This is a genomic window from Allobosea sp. 05T422_2, from assembly GCF_056396265.1.
Window position 1 is genome coordinate 1 of the sequence record NZ_JBFTLD010000095.1, and the last position, 21,782, is coordinate 21,782.

Annotated in this window: 19 protein-coding genes and 2 pseudogenes; 8 read left to right on the forward strand and 13 right to left on the reverse strand. The window is 64.8% G+C overall.

All coding sequences use genetic code 11. The features are described from left to right. On the reverse strand, positions 1–188 hold a 188-nt coding region (locus AC1DJT_RS17550), incomplete at its 3' end, for a PhzF family phenazine biosynthesis protein (RefSeq protein ID WP_476834542.1). Between the two features lie 99 nt (positions 189–287). Continuing rightward, complete coding sequence (locus AC1DJT_RS17555) at positions 288–911, reverse strand: FMN-binding negative transcriptional regulator (protein ID WP_476834535.1); 624 nt, start codon at positions 909–911, stop codon at positions 288–290. 77 nt (positions 912–988) lie between these two features. Here AC1DJT_RS17555 and pdxR point away from each other — a divergent pair, with 77 nt between their 5' ends. After that, positions 989–2,410: a MocR-like pyridoxine biosynthesis transcription factor PdxR gene (gene pdxR, locus AC1DJT_RS17560; protein ID WP_441507565.1), complete on the forward strand. Its 1,422-nt coding sequence runs from the start codon at positions 989–991 to the stop codon at positions 2,408–2,410. A 180-nt stretch (positions 2,411–2,590) separates the two neighbouring features. Here pdxR and AC1DJT_RS17565 read toward each other — a convergent pair whose 3' ends face one another. Together AC1DJT_RS17565 and AC1DJT_RS17570 are read right to left on the reverse strand one after the other, a co-directional pair. Continuing rightward, the gene (locus AC1DJT_RS17565) at positions 2,591–3,106 is read right to left on the reverse strand and encodes a two pore domain potassium channel family protein (RefSeq protein WP_476832750.1); all 516 of its coding nucleotides are present in this window, start codon (positions 3,104–3,106) and stop codon (positions 2,591–2,593) included. Between the two features lie 158 nt (positions 3,107–3,264). Beyond that, a complete protein-coding gene (locus AC1DJT_RS17570) occupies positions 3,265–4,692 on the reverse strand; it encodes an MFS transporter (RefSeq protein WP_476769265.1) in 1,428 nt (475 codons plus the stop codon). Between the two features lie 92 nt (positions 4,693–4,784). On the opposite strand from AC1DJT_RS17570, the gene AC1DJT_RS17575 reads away from it, so the two are divergent. Both AC1DJT_RS17575 and AC1DJT_RS17580 read left to right on the forward strand, forming a co-directional pair. Beyond that, entirely contained in the window at positions 4,785–5,447 is a 663-nt protein-coding gene (locus tag AC1DJT_RS17575) for a helix-turn-helix transcriptional regulator (RefSeq protein ID WP_441507568.1), read from the forward strand. 251 nt (positions 5,448–5,698) lie between these two features. After that, positions 5,699–7,352: pseudogene (locus AC1DJT_RS17580) on the forward strand (arylsulfatase). A 228-nt stretch (positions 7,353–7,580) separates the two neighbouring features. On the opposite strand, the gene AC1DJT_RS17585 reads toward AC1DJT_RS17580, so the two are convergent. From AC1DJT_RS17585 to AC1DJT_RS17615, 7 genes are all read right to left on the reverse strand, one after another. Then, entirely contained in the window at positions 7,581–7,802 is a 222-nt protein-coding gene (locus tag AC1DJT_RS17585) for a hypothetical protein (protein ID WP_476834536.1), read from the reverse strand. Positions 7,803–7,827: 25 nt separating this feature from the next. After that, positions 7,828–10,842, reverse strand: a complete 3,015-nt coding sequence (locus AC1DJT_RS17590; RefSeq protein WP_476834537.1) for an aminotransferase class III-fold pyridoxal phosphate-dependent enzyme — start codon at positions 10,840–10,842, stop codon at positions 7,828–7,830. Positions 10,843–10,994: 152 nt separating this feature from the next. Further along, on the reverse strand, positions 10,995–11,780 hold the full coding sequence (locus tag AC1DJT_RS17595; protein WP_441507571.1) for an inositol monophosphatase family protein: 786 nt from the start codon (positions 11,778–11,780) through the stop codon (positions 10,995–10,997). A gap of 8 nt (positions 11,781–11,788) precedes the next feature. Then, entirely contained in the window at positions 11,789–12,529 is a 741-nt protein-coding gene (locus tag AC1DJT_RS17600) for an amino acid ABC transporter ATP-binding protein (RefSeq protein ID WP_441507572.1), read from the reverse strand. Further along, positions 12,526–13,227, reverse strand: a complete 702-nt coding sequence (locus tag AC1DJT_RS17605; protein WP_476834538.1) for an ABC transporter permease — start codon at positions 13,225–13,227, stop codon at positions 12,526–12,528. Before AC1DJT_RS17605 ends, AC1DJT_RS17600 begins: the two co-directional genes overlap by 4 nt. Beyond that, a complete protein-coding gene (locus tag AC1DJT_RS17610; protein ID WP_441507574.1) occupies positions 13,224–13,919 on the reverse strand; it encodes an ABC transporter permease in 696 nt (231 codons plus the stop codon). The genes AC1DJT_RS17605 and AC1DJT_RS17610 overlap by 4 nt, the downstream gene beginning before the upstream one ends. A gap of 56 nt (positions 13,920–13,975) precedes the next feature. Continuing rightward, complete coding sequence (locus tag AC1DJT_RS17615) at positions 13,976–14,791, reverse strand: transporter substrate-binding domain-containing protein (RefSeq protein WP_476834539.1); 816 nt, start codon at positions 14,789–14,791, stop codon at positions 13,976–13,978. Between the two features lie 207 nt (positions 14,792–14,998). Here AC1DJT_RS17615 and AC1DJT_RS17620 point away from each other — a divergent pair, with 207 nt between their 5' ends. Then, positions 14,999–16,099, forward strand: coding sequence for a pyridoxal phosphate-dependent aminotransferase (locus tag AC1DJT_RS17620; RefSeq protein ID WP_476834543.1), 1,101 nt, complete (start codon positions 14,999–15,001; stop codon positions 16,097–16,099). Positions 16,100–16,154: 55 nt separating this feature from the next. Here the strand turns inward: AC1DJT_RS17620 and AC1DJT_RS17625 are convergent, their stop codons facing one another. Both AC1DJT_RS17625 and AC1DJT_RS17630 read right to left on the reverse strand, forming a co-directional pair. After that, positions 16,155–17,021, reverse strand: coding sequence for a helix-turn-helix domain-containing protein (locus AC1DJT_RS17625; RefSeq protein WP_476834540.1), 867 nt, complete (start codon positions 17,019–17,021; stop codon positions 16,155–16,157). Between the two features lie 74 nt (positions 17,022–17,095). Then, positions 17,096–18,376 (reverse strand): cysteine desulfurase-like protein, encoded by a 1,281-nt coding sequence (locus AC1DJT_RS17630; protein ID WP_476834541.1) that lies wholly within the window; start codon positions 18,374–18,376, stop codon positions 17,096–17,098. A gap of 271 nt (positions 18,377–18,647) precedes the next feature. Here AC1DJT_RS17630 and AC1DJT_RS17635 point away from each other — a divergent pair, with 271 nt between their 5' ends. From AC1DJT_RS17635 to AC1DJT_RS17650, 4 genes and pseudogenes are all read left to right on the forward strand, one after another. Next, on the forward strand, positions 18,648–19,811 hold the full coding sequence (locus AC1DJT_RS17635) for an ATP-binding protein (RefSeq protein WP_441507621.1): 1,164 nt from the start codon (positions 18,648–18,650) through the stop codon (positions 19,809–19,811). 109 nt (positions 19,812–19,920) lie between these two features. Next, entirely contained in the window at positions 19,921–20,412 is a 492-nt protein-coding gene (locus AC1DJT_RS17640; RefSeq protein WP_441493369.1) for a MarR family winged helix-turn-helix transcriptional regulator, read from the forward strand. Positions 20,413–20,473: 61 nt separating this feature from the next. Next, positions 20,474–21,652, forward strand: a complete 1,179-nt coding sequence (locus AC1DJT_RS17645; RefSeq protein ID WP_441507578.1) for an HlyD family secretion protein — start codon at positions 20,474–20,476, stop codon at positions 21,650–21,652. Then, positions 21,573–21,782 (forward strand): annotated as a pseudogene (locus AC1DJT_RS17650) (EmrB/QacA family drug resistance transporter); the annotation flags it as partial. The gene AC1DJT_RS17645 and the pseudogene AC1DJT_RS17650, both read left to right, overlap by 80 nt.

The window sequence follows — 21,782 nt, forward strand, 5'->3', positions numbered from 1 at the left end:
GCGTCACTGCGTGTCGGCGGCAGCACGAAGGTGGTCTCGGACAGATTGGTCCACTGCGCGATCGCCTGCATCGCAGCGTCGCTCAGCCCCGCACCATCGAGAATGACCGCCACCGGATTGCCGAGCAGCGGCTTGGCGGAAAACGCATCGACGACCTTATAGGCCCGGGCCATGGCATGTCCTCGCATCGAGACGGCAGGATTGGGATAGCCGATCGGCAAGGGACTGGCGAGGTCCGCGACATGCGAGCGACATCCTCCACGGCGTCGAGCAGCCCCCCGTCAAGCTCAAGCGGGGATGAGCGCTCCGACCTCGCGATCCGTGGYGCGGTCGCTCGCCGCGAGACCTGCCGCGACATTGGCGCGGTCGGCCGGGCTGCGGTTCTGGCTGAGCTTGCGCTTGCCCTCCAGCCGGGTGATCGGCAGGCGCAGGCCGATGATGCCGCGCAGCTGCGCCTGCACGAAATCGGGCGGGGCCTCGGACACCGTCCAGGGCTTGGCGCGCTCGCCCTCGTGCAGGTTGGTCAGGCGGGTCACGACGTCGAGAAGGCGCGTCGCGTCGTCGAAGAACTCGATCGGGCCATAGGCATGGACCGCGACATAGTTCCAGGTCGGCACGACCTTCCCGGTCTCCTGTTTGGTCTCGTACCAGGAGGGCGTAACATAGGCGTCCGGGCCCATGAAGATCGCGAGCGCCTCGCCCAGCGCTGTGGTCCGGCCCTGCGGGTTGGCCTTGGCGAGATGGCCGTAGAGCACGCCATGCTCGCCCTCGTTCTCCTCGAGGAAGAGCGGCAAGGGCGTCGCCAGCACGCCATCGACGGTGCCGGTAACCAGAGTGGCGAGCCTGGAGGCGCGGATCGTCGCCCGCAGGCTGTCCCTGTCATCGTCACGGAAGGCTGGCGGGGTATACATTTCTGGAACTCCTTGTGCTGCGAAGAGAGATGCGCCCAACCTGGCTTTCTGGAAACGGCCAGTTTCGAAGGTTTGATGTGGTCCAGTTCACTGACGGCGTCGCGCGCCGGATCATCGCGGCAATCAAGGAGCAGATCCATGCCGGCGCCTATCAGCCTGGCGACCGCCTGCCGTCGACCCGGACCTTTGCTGCCGAATGGGGCGCGTCCCGCACGACGGTGACACTCGCCTATGGCCAGCTGATCGCCGAGGGCTACCTGCTCAGTCGGGCCGGCGCGCGGCCGATCGTGGCCAAGGGGCTTGGCGCGGCAGCGCCGGTGCCGGCGCGGCTCTCCGCACCTCGGCATCTTTCGGATTTCGCACAGCGATTGCTCGCCCTGCCCCGGCCGGCCGCGACGCAGCCGGCCTCGATCGCGGATTTCCGCTATGGCGATCTCTCCGGCGCCGATTTTCCCGTGCTCGCCTGGCGCCGCGCCCTGAACAGGGTCAGCCTGCGACGCAGCCGGCGGCTGCGCTATGGCGATCCGCAAGGAGCGCCTGCGCTTCGCGGTGCGCTGCAGGGCTATCTCTGGCGGGCCCGCGGCATCACCTGCTCGGCCGAGCAGATCATCATCGTCAACGGCTCGCAGCAGGGGCTCGATCTCTGCGCGCGACTGCTGCTCGATCCCGGCGACGCCTTCGTGATCGAGAACCCCGGCTATCTGCTCGCCCGCCACGCCTTCGCGGCCGCCGGCGGCATCGCCCGCCCGGTTCCGGTCGACCGGGATGGGCTCGTGACCGATGCCCTGCCCCCGGCTCGGCTCGCCTATGTCACGCCCTCGCACCAGTTTCCGCTCGGCAGCGTTCTCTCGGCGACGCGCAGGCGCGCGCTGCTGGCCTGGGCTGCAAACAGCGGCGCCACGATCATCGAGGATGATTATGACGGCGAGTATCGGCATGACGTCGCGCCGATCCCGCCCTTGCAGGCGCTCGAGCCCGACGCGGTGATCTATGCCGGGACATTCTCCAAGACGCTCTCGCCGGCGCTGCGCCTCGGCTATCTCGTCGTCCCGCCGTCGCTTACCCCCCCCTTTGTCGAGGCGAAGCGCCTGACCGACCGGCACACGCCTCTCCTGGAGCAGGAGGCGCTGGCCGATCTCCTGAGCGAGGGCGCCTATGAGCGCCATGTCCGGAGCATCCGCCGGAGCAATGCCGAGCGACGGGCCGTGCTGCTCCAGGCCCTGGCCGAGGAGCTTGGGCCGATCGTGACCATCGAAGGCGCCGATACCGGCCTGCATGTCGTCGCCTGGCTCACGGATGTCGCGGCCGAGCGCGAGTCCGGGATCGTCGCGGCCGCACGCGCCGCCGGCGTCGGGCTCTATCCGGTCTCGCCGCTCTATGATCCAGCCGGGCCCCGGCCCCACGAAGCCGGGTTCATTCTCGGCTATGCCGGCCTCGACCTCGACGCCGTGAAGAAGGGCATCACGCTGCTGGCGCCTCTCCTGGCCGGACAGCGCTGAGACGCGGGACCGGCGAGCGCGCCCGGCAAGGCCGCCAGGCCCGCTCCGGACCTCGCCCAGCCGGACCGGATGTCAGGTATCACGCGAATCAGGCCATCCAAGCCATTGCCAGGATGAGACTTTCCAGATCTGATCAGCCTCTGCCTCATCGCCCTTGCCGGCCAGGCGACACGATCGGCCTCAGTGGTCGTTCCAGTACTGCGTCATGCACCAATAGGTGAAGGCCGAGGTCCAGCCGATCACCACCAGCCCCGCCAGCCCCTCGACGCCGATGAAAATCCGCAAGGGGCCGAAGGGCAGCGCGTTGCTGCTGCCGAGCGAGGCGTAGGATTCAAAGGAGACATAGAGCGATTGCTGGAACGACACGGGAATGCCGATCCCGAACACCTCTTCATTCACGGCAACGGAGAGCAGCCAAAGCAACAGCGCAAAAATCAGGATCTGAATGAGATGACTGACCATGCTTCCGGCAACAACGAAGACAATTCTCTGCCTTGGCGCGACGGAAAGATGCGCCGCGCTGCCCGATATCAAACGCAGGAACTCGTAATGGACAAGTATACACCCGATGGCGCAGACGGCCGCTGCTAACGAGAACAAGTACATAGCGATGTCCTGACCTGGCACGTACGCTTGCGCATCGGGTTGTGTTGACCAAATGCGGCTCCAGCGTGACCTCCCGGCGGCGGTGTTCAAGCATCGGCAGGCGCGATGGATTGCAGCTCTTGGGAAAGCCGATGCAATCACAGCCGCTTAGATCATCGCAGCGGATACCGAATTGGGTCCGATGAGTGAAGCCTTGAGCCGTTATGTCGCTTCAACTTAGCGAGAGCAGCTGCGCGCTTGGGACTGCTCTACGTCCCGGCTCCCGAGCCGGGACTGGCGCGCCGCTGCCGGTAGAGCCGGACGCTCGCCAGCCATGCCAGGCCGGCGGCGATGGCGAAACAGGCCGGAACCCAGAAGGCCGCATTCCCGATCTCGGCTTCGGAGACGGCCGAGGCAAAGCCGCTGGCATTCGCGACCACGCCCGCCAACGCCGCGCCAAGGGCCAGCCCGGTCTGCTGGATAGTCGGGACGGCGGAGGCGGCCGCCGCCTCGTCTCCCGGCTTCGCGCCGTTCATGATCGTCGGGCCGACAAAGGGCCAAGCCTGCCCGATCCCGATGCCGAGCACGACGACGGCGAGGATCAGGGCGTAGCTCGGCGCCGGGCTCTGCAGGAGCAGGCCCAGCGCGATCAGGCCGCCGGCCATGAGAACCGGGCCCGAGAGCAGCAGGCGCCTCGGCCAGGGACCGGTCAAGCCGGAGACCAGCACGGACGCGATCGTCCAGGCCAGCGACCCGCTAGCAACCATGAACCCGGCCTCGAGCGGATCGAGGCCGCGGAGCCTTTGCAGGAAAATGGGCAGATAGATGTGCAGCGGGCTGAAGGCGATGCAGAGCAACAGGATGAGCCAGAGGCCGATGCCGGTCTCGGTCCTGAACGAGAACGCATCGCTCGGCAGCAGGCGCACCGGTGCTTCGCGGTCGAACCGCAGCATCAGGGCGAGCGCCGCGACCGCCACAAGGATGAGGCCTGCCTTGGCGCTGCCCGCCTGGACGAGCGATGCCGACGACATCGCCGTGATGGCCAGGCAGATCAGTCCGATCCGACCGGCAGGAAGGCGCGACGCGTCGGAGCGCTCTGCCGATCGGTTCCCAGGCAGCACGAGCGCGGCAGCCACCGCCAGGATGATCGAGAGGATCACCGTCACGATGAGGGCGCCGCGCCAATGTCCGGCGCGTGCGAACAGGCCGCCAATGAGCGGCCCGGCAAAGACGGAAATCGTCCAGCTCGTCGCCATCAGCGCGATGACCCGCGGCCAGAGCCTTGGCGGGAAGATCGCCCGGACCGCGGTATAGGCCGCCCCGACTTCGAGACCGCCGCCGAAACCCTGGACAAGGCGCGCGGCGATGACCCATTTCATGCTCGCCGCGAACGAACAGACCAGCGCGCCCAGGCCGAAGATCACCACCCCGACGCATAAGGTGTCCCGGACGCCGTATCGGGTCGTCAGCAGGCCAGCCCCGCTGGCCGCCACGATCGAGGCGCCGACATAGGCGGTCGCGGGCAGGCTCAGCATGCCGGCGCCGCCGAGTTCGGCGGCGATCGAAGGCAGCACCGTGGTCAGCAGCAGGGAGTTCATCGACTGCAGCAGCACGCCGCTCATCAGGATCGCGAGCGTCGGCAGCCATGCCCAGTCCAGAAGATCCCGCCATTGCGTGGCAGACGCGTCCCGATCCATGTCCGTCTGTCCCCGCCTGCGGCGCGCCACGCCTTGCATCGACTCGCAAGGTGATTTAATTTAGAAACCAATTGCTATCTAAATTGAGWGCCATGAGTCAAGACAACGACAGCCAAGGCCAGGGCGACGAGCGCAGCCGGGAGCGGATGCTGTTCCATCTGAAGACGCGCGGCGCGCAGATGGCTGCGGCGATCGCGGCGCGGCTCGACATGACCCCGGCGGGCGCAAGGCAGCATCTGCTCAAGCTCGAAGCCGACGGCCTGGTGACGAGCCATGACCGGCAGGAAGGGCGTGGCCGGCCGAAGAAATACTGGGAGCTCTCGCGGCAGGGACATGACCGGTTCCCCGACCGTCACTCCGACCTGACGCTCGACCTGCTGCAGTCCGTCCGGACTGTCTTTGGCGAGCCCGGGCTGCAGCAGCTGATCGCTCACCGCGAACAGGCCTGCCTGTCCGCCTATCGCGCGCATGTCGGTGACGGCGGCCCACTTCGGCGCAAACTGGCCGCGCTCGCCGAAATCCGCAGCCGCGAAGGCTATATGGCCGGGATTGCCGAGGAGGAGCCCGGCCGCTTCCTGTTCATCGAGAACCATTGCCCGATCTGCGCGGCGGCGACCGCCTGCCAGGGCCTGTGCCGTTCGGAGCTGGCGATCTTCCGCGCCGTTCTCGGGCCAGATGTCGAGGTCGAGCGCATCGAGCATATCCCGGCGGGTGCGCGCCGCTGCGCCTATCGGGTCCGTTCGCTCCCGGCCTGAATCCGCTGGGGCGCCCAATCGAGACAAGCCGGCACTCCTCTTGCGGCGGCCATTGCCCCAAATGACTGAGGCATCCGATTGCGTCCGGTCGAACGGCCGCGCTCACGCCCGTAGCAGCGCTGGCATTCGCCCTCTGCAGGACGAGCAAAGGCTCCCCTTCTTGCGCATGAAGTAGTCAGCGGGCACAGTACCTCTGCTTGGACCCCGCTATCTCCTTCCGCTGTTTCTGCTGCATATGAAGGGATTTTGCTATGAATCCGAAGGCTACGCCGGCTGAACTCCCGGGTAATACTGAAAAAATCGTCGATCGCCGCAGCATCCTGCTCGGGGGTACAGCGCTCGCCGCGGCGGGGCTGTCGGGCTCGGCCGCGATCGCCCAGGCGCAGCCCGCGCCCGCGGCACCGGCGGGCTCCGCAGGGCGCAAGCCCAACATCGTCGTGATCTTCGGCGACGATATCGGCATTCCCCAGATCAGCGCCTACACCATGGGCATGATGGGCTACCGCACGCMCAATATCGACCGTATCGCGCAGGAAGGCGCGATCTTCACCGACAGTTACGGCCAGCAGAGCTGCACCGCCGGCCGCGCCTCCTTCATCCTCGGCCAGGAGCCGTTCCGCACCGGTCTTCTGACCATCGGCATGCCGGGCGACCCGCACGGCATCCAGGACTGGATGCCGACCATTGCCGACGTGATGAAGACGCAGGGCTACGCGACCGGGCAATTCGGCAAGAACCATCTCGGCGACCGCGACGAGCACCTGCCGACGCGGCACGGCTTCGACGAGTTCTTCGGCAATCTTACCACCTGAATGCCGAGGAGGAGCCCGAGGGCTATTTTTATCCGAAGGACCCGGAGTTCAAGCGCAAGTTCGGCCCGCGCGGCGTGATCAAGTCATCCGCCGACGGCAAGATCGAGGATACCGGGCCGCTCAACACCAAGCGCATGGAAACCGTCGACGAGGAATTCCTGGCCGGCGCCAAGGATTTCATCGACCGGCAGGTGAAGGCGAACCGCCCCTTCTTCCTCTGGTTCAACTCGACCCGCATGCATGTCTTCACCCATCTGAAGAAGGAATCGATGGGCAAGACCGGCAAGGGCATCCATGCCGACGGCATGGTCGAGCATGACAGCATGGTCGGCGAACTCCTGAAGCAGCTCGACGATCTGCGCATCGCCGACAATACGATCGTGATCTACACGACCGATAACGGCGCCGAGCTCGCGCTCTGGCCGGACGGCGCGATGACGCCGTTCAAGAGCGAGAGGGCACGACCTGGGAAGGCGGCATGCGCATTCCCATGATGGTGCGCTGGCCCGGCGTGATCAAACCCGGCACACAGTACAACGACACGATCTCGCTGATCGACTGGTTCCCGACGCTCTGCGCCGCCGCCGGGGCGGGAGACATCAAGGAGAAGATGAAGGCCGGCTTCACCGCGGGAACCAAGACCTTCAAGGTCCATCTCGATGGCTTTGATTTCGGGCCCTATTTCAGGGGCGAGGTCAAAACCGCGCCCCGGGACGCGTTGATGTATTTCGATCAGGCCGGAAATCTCAACGCGATCCGCTGGAACGACTGGAAGCTCAGCTTTGCCCAGGCCAAGGGCAATATCGCGACCGGCACACGCGAGGTCACGGCCTGGGCGATGATCACCAACCTGCGCATGGATCCCTACGAGCGCGGCCTGGAAGAAGGCGGCGAAGCCATGAAGTTCCTGGCCCAGAACATGTGGCTGCTCGTGCCCATACAGGGGAAGATCAAGGAGTTCTTCTCCGACTTCGACCAGTATCCCTACCAGTCCGGCAGTTCGCTCAATGCCGGCGGCATCAACTACGGGCTGCTCAACCAGCAGGCCGCGATGAAGCGCCTCAAGGAGCTGGAATCGCTCCGGCCTCGCTGAGAAACCCAAGGTTCGCGCTGTCCCGGCGTCTTTTCGCCGGGGCAGCGCGAGCCGCCCATGGATGCCGGCATTCCCACAGGGCCGAGCACGAAACACGGATGTCAGTCCGCTCGGAGCGCCTGCCCCATCGGCCGAGACGATGCGTCGGCGCATCAAGCCGTGACGATCGCCATTGCCGGGCAACGGGCCTCGCGCGCGAGCCTGCGGCCAGCCCCCGCAGCCTGCCTCTCAATCGGCGACCAGGAACGCATTGCGGACGGCAAAAAATTCGCTCGTGAAATCCGCGCCGAGGCGTKAGTTCGCGCCGTCGGGCGGGCGCAGCAGCGCCCGGAAATGGACCGACGGCTCGAATGGGCGCACAGCGATGCCGCCGATCATGCGATCGGCAATGACGAAGGGGTTGACCAGGCCGATGCCGAGCCCTTGCGCGGCGAGAATGGCGATCGTCACGCCATAGGGCGTCTCGGAGTTTGCTTTAGTATCGCGCTGTTTCCACTTCGCGCAGGCAGATATCCAGCCGAGCAAGCAGCATATCGACATCTTCGGCCTCKACTGTCAGAGGCGGCCTGATCTTCAGGATGTTGTCCGCCGGTCCTTCGCGCCCGATCAGGATGCGCATGTCGCGCAACCGGTTCACGACATAATCCGCGGCCGCCGTCGCCGRGGTGCGGCTGTCGCCATCCGTGACCAGATCGACGCCCAGGAATAGGCCGAGGCCGCGGACGTCGCCGATGACCGGGTACTTCTCGCCCAGCGCCTGCAAACCGGTGAGCAGGCGCTCGCCCATTGCCTTCGCGTTGGCCGCCAGCCTTTCATCCTCGACGATGTCGAGCACTTCGGCAGCGATCAAGCAGGACAGGGTCGAGCCGCCGAAAGTCGAGAAATATTCCGGTCCCTCGGCGAAACGGTCGGCAACGGCGCGGGTCGTGATCACTGCACCGATGGGATGGCCGTTGCCCAGCGGCTTGCCCAGCACCACGATGTCGGGCCGCACGGCTTGCTGCTCGAACCCGAAATAGAAGTCGCCGAGCCGGCCCAGCCCGGTCTGCACCTCATCGGCGATGCAGATGCCACCGGCCCGACGGATGCGCTCATAGACCTGCGCGAGGTAGCCCGGCGGCGGGATGATCTGGCCGCCGACGCTCGGGAAAGTCTCCGCGATGAAGCCGGCCACCTTGCCGCCTCGCCGTTCGATCGCTGCCAGAGCCTCGTCGACCTGCGCGGCATAACGCAGCGCCCTGTCGGGATCGTCGCGTCGGAACCGCCCGCGATAATCATCCGCGACGTCGACCAGCTGCACCCATGGCTTGCGGCCGCCCATGCCCGGCTTGTTGAATTTATAGGCCGAGATGTCGATCGCACCGGTGGTGTTGCCGTGATAGCCGTGATCGGGCGTGACGATGTCGTAGCCGCCGCTGGCCGCGCGTGCGAGGCGAAGCGCGAGTTCGTTCGCCTCCGAACCCGAATTGACGAAGAAGCAGATCTCCAGCTCCTCGGGCAACTTCGCGGTAATGCGCTCGGCCAGCGCGACCTGAGCCGGGTGCAGGTAGCGTGTGTTGGAGTTCATCCGCGCCAGCTGGTCGGCGGCAACGGTCCGGATGCGTGGATGCGCATGACCGACATGGGGAACGTTGTTGTAAGCGTCGAGATAGGGCCGTCCCATCTCATCGAAGAGGTGGTGGCGCCAGCCGCGCAGGAAGGTGACGGGGCGCCGATAGCTGAGCTTGAGATTGGCGCCGAACCGGGCCTTGCGCTCGGCCAGCAACGCGGCTTCATCGATCGGCCGATAGGCGGCCCGGTCGTCCGGAAGATTGAGCAGCGCCGCCGGATTGGGGCAGATTGCCTGCCAGAGCTCCCAGTCGTCCGGGTCCGCTACGCCTGGCCAGTCATGGCCCATTCCGTCCAGCGTCAGGGCGAGCTGGAAATGCAGATGCGGTTCCCAGCCGCCGTTCCCGTCGGGTGTTCCCAGCCGCGCGAACACCTCGCCCGCAGTCACCTCGCAGCCGGGACGAAGCGTCTCGCACAGAGCCGGGTCGAGATGGCCGTAGAGCGTATGGAAGACGTCGCCCTCGGGGGTCTGGTGCTCGAGGATCGCAACGCCGCCATAGTCGAGATGGCCGGTGCGGTTCTCCACCATGGCCACCCTCCCCGCCAGCGGCGCATGGACCGGGTGCCCCGCCGGAGCGAAGATGTCGATGGCCATGTGGATGGTACGCCGGTTCGACGCCCGCCACGGTCCCTTGTGGAAGGCCCGGTCGGTGTAGACCAGCCTTGGCTCGCCATATTGCCCGAGCCAGCGGCTCCTATCCGAACCCTTGCGCGGACCGAGATGGCGGGCCTCGTCTTTACGCAGGTTGAACGGGTCCTGAGGCACCGTGCTCGTCGCTACCGAGAGCTGGCCGACGGATAGGTCGTCCAGTGCCTCGCCGATCACCGCGGCAAAGGTTCCCCTCTGCCGGTCGAGCCAGGCGGCCACGCGGTCTGCCGAGTCGGTTGCCGGCAGTCTGCATGCGACGCGCAAGCGCGCCCGCATGTGCGCGCCGTCGAGCGCTGCGTTCTCCAGCAACCGCCAGGCGGGTGCCTGCGAGATGGTCACATAGGCGTCGCCGGGGCGTCCGGCCGCTTCGATCGTCGAGTTCACGACGCTGACGGCAAGGCGCGTGCGCAGCAGCGGCCAGATCAGGTCGGTCTCGGCTGCGGTCAGCGGCGAGGCGCTGTGATAGCCGGCGACCAATGCCGCAAGGGCCGCCTCGGGCGTCTCATGGTCGAGGATCGCATAAGCGCCGGCGATCGCCAGTTCGCAGACCCTCGGGCCGACCGCCATATCGCCGAAATCGATCAGCCCGCTGATGCGCGTCGGCTCCGCGAGGCCCGGCACGACAAGGATGTTGAAGTCATTGAGATCGTTATGGATCACCTGCGATGGCAAGGCCCTCAGCGACGGGAGTGCGGCCTCGTAATCGGCCAGGATGTCCTCGATCAGCCGGCGACGCGCGCCGTTTCCGAGTACATCGAGATGCGCGCCGATCCACCCCGCCTTCGTCAGGTCCCATTTTGCCGCATCCGCCGTGGCCGCCCCCTCGAACCGGGCAAGCGCAAGATCGAGCCGCGCCGCCAGTGCGCCAAACGACGACAGGACCGCTAGCTGCTGCGGCCCTGCCTCGCCCATCGGGATGCCTTCAAGCGCGCGCTGGACCCACACCATCCGCGGCTGCCCGCGGTCGTCCGCGACATGCTGCCAGGCACGACCGTCCCGTGCCGGTAACACCTGCGGCAGCGGCAGCGTGGGATCGGCCGAGAGGGCGTGAGCGATGGCCACGCATTGCTGCTCGACCAGAGCGGCATCGCCATGAGCGCGCATCGCCTTGATGATAATATCGCCTTGCGGGGCTGTAGCGCGGAAGTTCAGGTCATGCTCGCCGCCAAGCTGCCGCAGCCCCCCCGTGCTCCCGAACTGTTCCGCGATGGCGCGCAACCAATCGTGGTTCATATCAAATCTCCTGAACTCATGGCGCGCTTCGACGACGCTTGCCGTGAGGGCTGGAGCCCCAAGGCAATGAGCGCGCCCGGCGCGGGGGGCTCAACCGACCCGGATACCGTCTCGCCGGCGCATCTCGTTCAAGGGCCAGACAGACGGGTCGATCAGGAAGAAGGGTTGAGCTGCGCGAGCGCCAGCCCGTGCAGCGTGCGGTCACCGGCGGCGGCGATCTGTCCCTTCCACGAAAGGTCGATGGCTTTGCCGGACCAGTCCGACACGACGCCCCCGGCTCCCTCGATGATGGCGATCGGGGCGAAGACGTCGAAGGCGTCCAGGCCGCCGTCAACTGCGATGTCGGTATTGCCGCGCGCCAGACAGCCATAGGCATAGCAGCTGCCGCCGTATTGGGTGAAGGCGACCGTCCGATCCAGCCGGTCGACCGCACTCCGCTCGGTCTCAGTCAGGAAGCGGGGGTTGGAACTCGTCAGGAAGGCCTGCTCCAGCGAGTTGCGAGGCCTGCAGCGAATAGGTCGGCCGTTATGCTCCGCGCCGGCGCCGGAAATGCCGGAGAGGCGCTCGCCGGTCGCCGGCAGGTCCATCAGCCCCAGCCAGGGGCGACCTGCGCGCGCGACCCCGATCAGGATGCCGTAGACCGGGATTCCGGCAATGAAAGCGGCGGTGCCGTCGATCGGGTCGATGACCCAGACGAATTCGCGATCCAGCCCGTGCGAGCCGAATTCCTCGCCCAATATGCCGTGGTCGGGATAGGCGACCTCGATGCGCTCGCGCAGGCGCTTTTCGATGGCGCGGTCGGTGGCGGTGACGAAGCTCTGGTCGGCCTTGATGTCGATCTTGTGGGCCGTGCGCAAGGCCTCGGAGACGATGGCGCGGCCCTCGTCGGCGAGTTGCTGGGCGAATGACAGGAGTTCGGAAGCGATGGGGTCGGTCATGTCTGTGCTCAATGTGAAAGGATCTGGCCAAGGAATTGCCGCGCGCGTTCGCTCTTCGGCTTCGAAAAGAAGTCCTCGGGCGCGGCGGCCTCGACGATCTCGCCGGCGTCCATGAAAATGATCTTGTCCGCCACGGACCGGGCAAAGCCCATCTCATGGGTGACGCACACCATCGTCATGCCGTCGCGGGCGAGGTCGCTCATCACGTCCAGCACCTCCGAGATCATCTCCGGATCAAGGGCCGATGTCGGTTCGTCGAACAGCATGACCTGCGGGTTCATGCAGAGCGCACGGGCRATCGCCACGCGCTGCTGCTGGCCGCCGGAAAGCTGGCTGGGATACTTGTCGGCCTGGTCGGCGATGCGCACGCGCGTGAGATAGGTCATCGCCGTATCGCGCGCGGCCGCCTTATCCTTCTTGCGCACGAGGCGTTGGGCCAGCATCAGGTTCTTCAGCACCGTCAGATGCGGGAACAGGTTGAAGCTCTGGAACACCATGCCGACCTCGCGGCGCACGGCGATGGAGCTGCGCTCGCCTTCGAGAACGACGTCGTTGACCGTGATGCGGCCACTGTCATGCGTCTCCAATCCGTTGATGCAGCGGATCATCGTCGATTTGCCCGAGCCGGACGGCCCGCATACGACCAACTTCTGCCCCTTGGCGACGGTGAGGCTGACATTCTTCAGCGCCTGGAACGACCCGAATTGCTTGCATACATTGTCCAGAACGATCTGCTCCGGCGGTGTCATGCGGATGCCCCTCTCTTCATGTATTTGCCGAGGTAATCTTCAAGCTTGCCAAAGCCGACCTGGAAGACCCATGCCATGGCCAGGTAGATCAGTGCCGCCGCGATGAAGATCTCGAACGGGGCGAAGGTGTTGGACACGATCGTGCGGGCAACGCCGGTGATATCGAGAAGTGTGACCGTGCTCGCCAGGGCCGTTGCCTTCATCATTGAGATGAACTCATTGCTATAAGCCGGCAAAGCGAGGCGCACGGCGATCGGCGTCACGACATAGATGAAGCGTTGCGGGGCACTCAGGCCAAGCGCTCTCGCCGCCTCGTTGACGCCCTTGTCGACCCCCAGAACGCCGCCCCGCAGGATTTCKGATATGTAGGCGGAGCTGTTGAGCGAGAGCGCGACGACGCAGCAGCCGAAAGGCTCGCGCAGCACCGGCCACAGCACGCTTTCCCGGACGAAGTCGAGTTGCGGCAACCCGTGATAGATGATGAAGATCTGCACCAGGATCGGCGTACCACGCAGGAAGTAGATATAGCCCATGGCCGGCCAGGCGAGGTACCAGCGGCCGCTGATGCGCATCAGCAGGATCAGAACGGCAAGCACCAGGCCAATCGCCGTCGAATAGGCCATCAGCTTGAGCGTAATGCCGAGCCCCGCGGCGGTCTGCGGCAAGCTCGACAGGATGAGGTTGAAGTCGAWGTTCATCGCGCCCTCTCCAAATGGCTGTTCGCATACCGCTCCAGCCACCATGTCAGGATGGTGATGACCGTCGTGATGGCGAGGTAGATCAGCGCCACGGTCATGAACATCAGGAAGGGCTTATGGGTGACGGCGGTCGCCATCTGGCCGACGAAGACGATTTCCTCCAGCCCGACGATCGAGATCAGGGCGGTGTCCTTCATGATCGACAGCATGTGATTGCCAAAGTTCGGCAGCGCGAGCCGCCACATTTGCGGCATGCGCACATAGAAGAAGGTCTGGCCTTTGGTTAGCCCCAGCGCGTGGGCCGCCTCGACCTGGCCGTGCGCCACACCCATGAAGGCGCCCCGGAACGTCTCGGTCATATAGGCTCCGACGATCAGCCCGATCGCGATCGCGCCAGCCCAGAAGGGCGGGACGTCGACGAACTTGATCTGCGGATCGTAGATCTGGGCAATCCGGGTCAGCACCACGGCCGTGCCGAAATAGAACAGCAGCAGAACCACTAGCTCGGGCGTGCCGCGAAAGACGACCGTATAGGCCTTGGCGAGAACCTGCGCCGCCCGATTGCGGGAGAGCTTGGCGCTCGCGCCAAGCAATCCGAAGATGACAGCGAGGACCAGCGAGGCTGTGAAGACCTTCAGGACCATCACGGTCCCGAAGAAGAAATCGTCCCACCAGCCGGAAAGTGCGGCCATGTATCATTCCCCCCGATCATGGCGGACCGGCACGGCCGGACCGCCATCGGCCATGTTCAGTTGATGCCGACGCCCTTCCAGTTCTCGGGACTGATCGAGAAGGGGAAGTATTTGTGGCCGTATTTCTCGAGCGAGCCGTTTTCGATCAGTGTCTTGAGCGCGCCGTTGACGCGCTTGACGAGATCCTCTTGGCCCTTGCGGATCCCGATGCCCACGCCCGTGCCGAAATACTCCTTTTCGTCGATGGCGGGTGAGACGAACTCGAACTTCGCTCCCTGATMAGTACTGAGGAATTCGAGATAGGCTTTCATCGGATTGGTGATGGCGACATCGACACGGCCGTTGCGCAGGTCGAGCAGCATGGCCTGGGCGCCGTCGTAGAGCCGGATATTGGCGCCGGGCAGCTTTGCTTCGATCCACTTCGCGTAGGTGGACGCCCGCTCGACGCCGACCGCGAGGTTCTTGAAGCTGCTCTGTATCGGCTTACCCTTGTCGTCAAAAAGCTTGAGATCCTTCCCCTTCGGACCGAGGAACCGCCCGATCGAGACGCGATAGGGGACCGAAAAGTCCATCTTCTGGAGCCGCTCGTCGGTGATGGACATCGATGCGACGATGAGGTCGAACTTGTTGGTCAGCAGCGCAGGGATCATGCCATCCCATTGCTGACAGACATATTGGAGGTCGGCGCCGATGAGTTCCGCGACGCCCTTTGCGACGTCCACGTCATAGCCGGTCATCTCGCCGCCGGGCGCGCGGAAGTTGAACGGCGCATAGGTGCATTCCATGCCGACCCGCAGCGTCTCCGCCTGGGCAGTCGCTGTCGCGATCGCGCTGACCGCCGCGAACGCTGCCGAAAGAACCAATTTCCTCATCGTCATAGCGGCTCCCCTTCTTTGATTATCGCCGATATTCGAAGTCGTGCCGAAGAGCGTCGCCCCCCGCACACAGCTAGCCGGCATACTATTCCAGCGTTTCCGGCGCGGGTGTTATCCCCCTGAGGGAGGATGGTGCGGGGGTGAGGAGGCTGCGTAGTTTCCCGGCATCGTGCTCGTTTGCCTGGGAGGCCGGTCTTGAAATTCGTGCGCATGCCGATCGAAATTGAAGCGCCAGAGCAGCTCGGATACGATACGATCCGTCGGAATCTGTCAGAAAGTTCGGTCGCCGACCGCAGGTTGGGCGAACTCAACGTCAAGCTGGACGACGTCCTGCTCTGCTATGGCGATCATAAGGGCAGCATCGACCTGAGGGATTCGGTGGCGAGCCTCGGTACCGGTCTCGACGCAGAAGACGTCCTCATCACGGCCGGCGCCTCGGCCGCCCTCTTCATGGTCGCCACCTCGCTTCTGGATAGGGACCAGCATCTCGTCGTGGTGCGCCCGAACTACGCGACGAACATCGAGACGCCGCGCGCGATCGGCTGCGACATCACCTTCATTGATCTCGATTTCGAGTCGGGCTTCCGCCTGGATATCGATCGGATCGAGGCGGCGATCCGGCCCAACACCAGATATGTTTCGGTGACCTATCCGCATAATCCCAGCGGCGTGATGATCTCGGAGGCCGAGCTGCACGCCATCGTCGCCCTCGTCGAAAGGAAGGGCTGCTTCCTCCTGTTCGACGAGACCTATCGTGAGATGACATTCGGCCAGATGCTACCGGTGGCCGCGACGCTCAGCCCCCGCGTGATCAGCGTCTCCTCGCTGTCGAAGACCTATGGCATTCCGGGTATCCGCATCGGCTGGCTGATCTGCCGCGATCCAAAGCTGATGCAGCTCTTTMTTGCCGCCAAGGAGCAGATCGGAATCTCGGGCAGCATGATCGACGAGTATGTCGGCTACATCGCGCTGAGCCAGCGCAGGGACTGGCTCGAGCCCAACAACCTATTGATCCGCAAGGGCTTCGAGCTGGTGAAGGCATGGATCGAACGCGACGAGTTCGTCGAATGGGTCGAGCCCCAAGGCGGCTGTGTTTGCCTGCCGCGGATCAGGCCTGATGTGAAGCTCGATCTGCCGACCTTCTATCATCGTCTTTACAGTGTCCATGGCACCTATGTCGGTGCCGGACGCTGGTTCGAGATGCCGGACAACTATTTCCGCGTCGGTTTTGGCTGGCCGACGCTGACGCAATTGTCTGAGGGCCTGGATGGCATTTCCGCGGCGATCCGCGACGCCAGGGGCTGAGGAAGGCCGGTTCTGCCGCCCGCCGCTGGATCATGCCTGCGGCCGGCGGTCTCGTTCAGCGTGCGGGGACCATACCTGCCGCTCCGCCGGAGCGGCTCGACACATCATCCTGCCTCTGGAGCGACATCAGGAACAGAGAGAACAGCTCCTGTTGCGTGGAAAGGCCGAGCTTGGCGTAGAGGTTCTGGCGGTGGGTCTTCACCGTCGTCACCGAAATGCCGAGATTGCGGCTGATCGACTCGCCCGAATGGCCCTTCAGGATCAGGTGGGCTACATCGCATTCGCGCGGGCTGAGTTTCCCTTTGCCGAAATCGCCCAGCAAGAGGTCGAAGGAGGCCCAATGCGTGTCACGCTTGCTGTCCTGGCGGCAATGCTGCCAGATTCGGYGGTAGATTGCCCCTATCAGGGGCTCGATGGTCCGCAGTGCCTCGCAGTCGGCATCGGAGAACCCGCCTAGGCTGGCCAGCCGATAAAAACTGATCTCCGCCATCTCGTCTTGGGGGAGTTCGACGGCGACGACCACCTCCTCCATCCCCGCCGGCCAGCCATAGGTGCGGTAGCCGAGTTCCTCGTCCACCTGTTGTTGGACCTTGAAGTGCCGGTAGTGGTCGGAGGTGAAATAGGCGTCCGGTGCGAGCTCCCGCAAGCGATAGATGCCCGCCTTCAGCCCGTTGAGATAGGCATTGTAGACCGGGTTGAGGATGTAGGTGCCGGCGATGTAAAGCTCGAGCGCTCGCTTTCCGGAGCGGTTGGCGAAGGTGTCGGCCACATAGACGGGGGCGGCCTCGCGCCGATAGACCACCGACATCGCTAGCTTGAAGGGGACGATGCGGTTGATCGCGTCCAGAAGCAAATAGGGGCTGTCGGAACGGTCAAACCGATCGATTGCGCGAGCGGCATCCAAGCTGAATGCCGCGATCATGCCCGCGTGTATCTCCCGATTCAACGCACTCAGTCCTCGTCCAGCTGCGTGACCCGCCTGTACTGCCGCCGGACTCAGGCTAACATGGCCGCATCCTGCCCAACAATCTTGGCGATCGCGGCAAGGGTCCGGTCGATCTCTTCGATCGTGTTGTAATGGGCGACACCCAGCCGAACGACGCCTTCGTCTTCGTCGAGCCCGAGCAGGCGCGCAGGCTCGAGCGCATAATTGTGCCCCGACCAGGCGCAGATGTCCTGCTCCGCCAGAGCTTTCGCGATGACATGGGTCGAGACATGCGAATGCGTGAAGGAAATTGTTGGTACCCGGTGAGCGAGGGAGGCCGCATCGGTGATGCCGCGGACGGTGACATGGGGCAGCCGCAGGAGCCCCCCGATCAGGCGGCGCGACAGCACGTTCTCATAGGCCTCGAAGCTGCGGTAAGCGCCCAAAAGCTTCTMGCGACGCGTTCCGTGGTGGCCGGTGGCCTCACCCAGCCACTCGAGATAGTCGACCGTCGCGGCAAGTCCGGCCAGAAGCTCCGTCTGCGGGGTGCCCGTTTCGAAGCGCTCCGGCAGGGCGTCGCTGGCGCAGCGACACTTGTACGGCTCCAGTTCGGCCAGCAGGCTCTCGCGCCCCCATACCATGCCGAGGTGCGGGCCGAAGAACTTGTAGGACGAGCAGGCCAGGAAATCGCAGCCCAATGCGTGGACTTCGGGAAGCCGGTGCGGCACCAGTTGAACCGCGTCGACATAGACCAATGCGCCGGCTTGCTTCGCGATGGCCGTGAGTGCGGCGACGTCGTTGATGGAACCCGTCATGTTGCTGGCGTAGTTGAGGGCGAGCAGGCGCGTACGGTTGCTGAGGAGTGGCCTGAGGTCCTCCGGCTCGATGCGCCAGCTGTCACGGTTGAAGGGCAGCCATTTGACCTCCAGCCCCAGGTCCCGCGCCATTAGCAGCCAGGGCGAGACGTTGCCCTCATGTTCCATGCGGGTGAGGATGATCTCGTCGCCCGGCCGGAACCGCCTGCCGATCGAGCGTGAGAGATGCAGCGTCAGCGTGGTCATGTTCTGGCCGATGACGATCTCGCGCTCGGATGCCGCCCCAAGCAGGTCGGCCACGGCCTGGTGCGCCTTGAGCCAGATGGCGTCAGCCCGCCTGGAACCGGCAAAGAACCCACCCAGATTGCTGCTGGCACCGGCCATGGCCGCGCCGACGGCGTCGATCACCTGCTGCGGGACCAGTGTTCCGGCGGGATTGTCGAGATAAATCGGCGGATTGGCGACCCTGGAAAGCGCCGGAAACCGGCTGCGTACACTCTCGACGGGGAACGTCTTGGACGGGGCTTGATCGTTCATTGCATGGCCTCGGATAGGATGTGGAGTGAACCCGCACCGCCTGTCATCGTGTGGATCCCAGCTACCCCATTCGATCTCGTGCGCACCATCATCCCTAAGGGGGAGGTCGCTGAGCCGGCGCCATTTGATCGGCGGGCTGTCTCAGATGATCGCGGGGAGCATCATCTTGCGAACCGGCTCGTCAACGCGGCCGCAGTCGGCTTCATCCTTTTCACTCCCTCAGGAAACGGATTACCTTGCAAATCGGGAATTCTCCTCCATAATTGCAAGGATGATACCGCGTCGCATTGCTTCTGAACTAACCCATCTGATCGACAGCTATCCGGCGGTCGCATTGCTGGGGCCACGGCAGGTCGGAAAAACGACCCTGGCCCACGAAATAGGTGAGACGCGCCCCTCGATCTATCTTGACCTGGAATCGGATGCCGATCGCGCCAAGCTGACCGAGCCCGAGCTCTATCTTGCAGGCCACGAAGACAAGCTGGTGATCCTTGACGAGGTGCATCGCCTGCCCGGCCTCTTTCAGAACCTGCGAGGATTGATCGACCGTGGTCGACGTGCCGGCCACCGGACAGGGCGCTTCCTGCTGCTGGGCTCGGCCTCGATCGAGCTTCTGAAGCAATCAGGCGAGAGCCTTGCGGGCCGGATTTCGTATCTTGAACTCGGGCCGATCAACGGTCTTGAGGTCCCTCGGGAGGATCTKAACAGGTTATGGCTGCGAGGTGGCTTTCCAGACAGCTTCCTGGCCGCCAGCGCTCGCGTGAGCCAGCGCTGGAGACAGGATTTCGTTCGTACCTATCTTGAGCGTGACATTCCGCAGTTGGGTCCTCGGATCCCGGCTGAGACTTTGCGGCGTTTCTGGACGATGCTCGCGCATCATCAGTCGGGCCTGCTGAATGGAGCGGAGCTGGCACGTTCCCTTGGCGTCGACGGCAAGACGGTCGCGTCCTATCTCGATCTCCTGGTCGATCTGCTTCTCGTCCGTCGCCTTGAGCCTTGGCACGCCAACGCCGGAAAGCGCTTGGTCAAATCACCCCGTGTATACGTCCGGGACAGTGGGATCACGCATACGCTCCTCGGCCTGGAAACGCTGGAGGACGTCCTCGGACATCCCATCGCCGGCGCCAGTTGGGAAGGTTTTGCGATCGAGACTCTTATCGCCGCCGTGCCACCTGGCACTCAGGCAAACTTCTATCGCACAGCTGCGGGCGCAGAAATCGATCTCGTGCTGACCCTGCCTGGACGGCGGCCCTGGGCGATCGAGATCAAGCGCAGCCTCACGCCGAAGGTGGAGCGAGGATTTCATCACGCTTGCGAGGATATCGCCCCCGAGCGACGCATCGTGATCTATCCGGGCGTCGAGCCATACCCACTCCGGGACGGAATCGACGTGATGCCGCTCGACCATGCCGCCCGAGCGTTGAGCGGGGGCTGAGCCGCATATCGATGCCCCGGCGAGGCGAACGCGACATTGAAACTGGCCAGACGAGTCGGGCGCATTGCAGAACCTAAGCTAAAATAATATATGGATGCTTATGAACAGCATGCCTAAAGCCCTGACCAAAGAGCAGCCCTCGCGCACTGTCGGTTTCCTCCTGCACGATGTCGCGCGACTGCTGCGCAAGCGCTTCGAGCAGAATGCCCGCGGGTTCGGGTTGGAGCTGACCCGGTCGCAATGGCAGGTGCTGGCCTATCTCGACAAGAATGAAGGCATCCGGCAGGGCGGCCTTGCCGAGTTGCTCGAGGTCGAGCCGATCACGCTCGGCCGCATCCTCGACAAGCTCGAAAGCTGCGGACTGATCGAACGCCGGCACGACGCCACGGACCGGCGCGTCTGGCGGCTCTCCCTCACAGAAAAGGCCGGGCCGACCCTCGCGACCATGCGCGAGCTCGGCGAGATCACCCGCGCCGAGGCCTTCGCCGACACCTCCGAAGCCGAGCGCGAGGCGCTCCTCGCCCTGCTCACGACGATGCGTGGGAACCTCTCGGCGGCCTGTGCGATGCCGCCAGCCGTAGGACCGAAGACCGATGGATGACACAGCGAGACAACCCGACCCCGTCCGGAACGACGGCTCGGATCCTTCTGCGGCCAGCAACGTGACCGAAATCCGCCGCCCCGAGCCGAGGCTGCCTTCGGCTCAGCCCGCCCCTGTCACTAAAGCTCCCGAGACCACGGCGCAGGCGCCTGCCCCGGCCAGCACCGCTCCCGCCGCCAAGCCGCGCAATCTGAAGCGCTCCATCCTCTTCGCATTGCTGCCCGTCGCGCTTGCCGCGGGCGGCTACTGGTACGTCGTCGGCGGGCAGGTCATGTCGACCGACAACGCCTATGTGCAAGCCGACATCGTCGGCATCTCGACCGACGTCGCCGGCATCGTTGGCGAAATCGACGTGCGCGACAACCAGCAGGTCAAGGCCGGGGACGTTCTGTTCAAGCTCGACGACGCGCAGTTCCGCTTCGCCCTCGACCGGGCGAACGCGCAGATTGGGGTGGTCCGCAACGATCTTGAAGCGCAGAAGGCGAACTACAAGGCGATGCAGAGCAAGATCGCCCAGGCCAGGACCGATATCGATTACTACACCACCGCCTTCAAGCGGCAGCAGGACCTCGCGACCAAGGCGGTGGCCTCGCAGGTGACCTATGATTCAGCCAAGCACGATCTCGATGGCGCCGTGCAGAAGCTCGCGCAGCTCCAGAGCCAGCTCATCGGTATCGCCGCCAGCCTGAACGGCAATCCCGATGCGCCGATCGAGGACCACCCTCGCTACAAGGACAGCGTCGCAGCCCGGGCCGAGGCTGCCCGCCAGCTCGATCACACCGTGGTCAAGGCGCCGATGGACGGCATCGTCACCAATGTGCCCTCGCTGCAGAAGGGGCAGTACCTTGCCGACGCGACCGTCGGCTTCAGCCTGGTCTCGGCCGACCATGTCTGGATCCAGGCGAACCCCAAGGAGACCGAGTTGACCTGGGTCCGCCCGGGACAGAAGGCGCGGGTCTATGTCGACACCTATCCCGGCGCCGAATGGACCGGCACGGTCGACAGCATCAGCCCGGCCTCGGCCGCAAGCTTTTCGCTGCTGCCGGCCCAGAACACCAGCGGCAACTGGGTCAAGGTCGTCCAGCGCATCGCCATGCGCGTCAAGATCGACACGCCCGCCGGCAAGCCGCTGTTGCGGGCTGGCATGAGCGTCGTGCTTGATGTCGATACCGGCCGCGCCCGCGGCCTGCCCAGCTTCGTCTCGGACCTCTTCGGCAAGACCGAGACTCACAATGGCTGATGGTGTCGCCACGGCGGCGACCCCCGTGGTCGCCAATCGCGGCGCCATCACCGTCTGCGTGATCCTCGCCGTGATCATGCAGGCTCTCGACACGACGATCGCGAATGTCGCGCTGCCCTATATCCAGGGC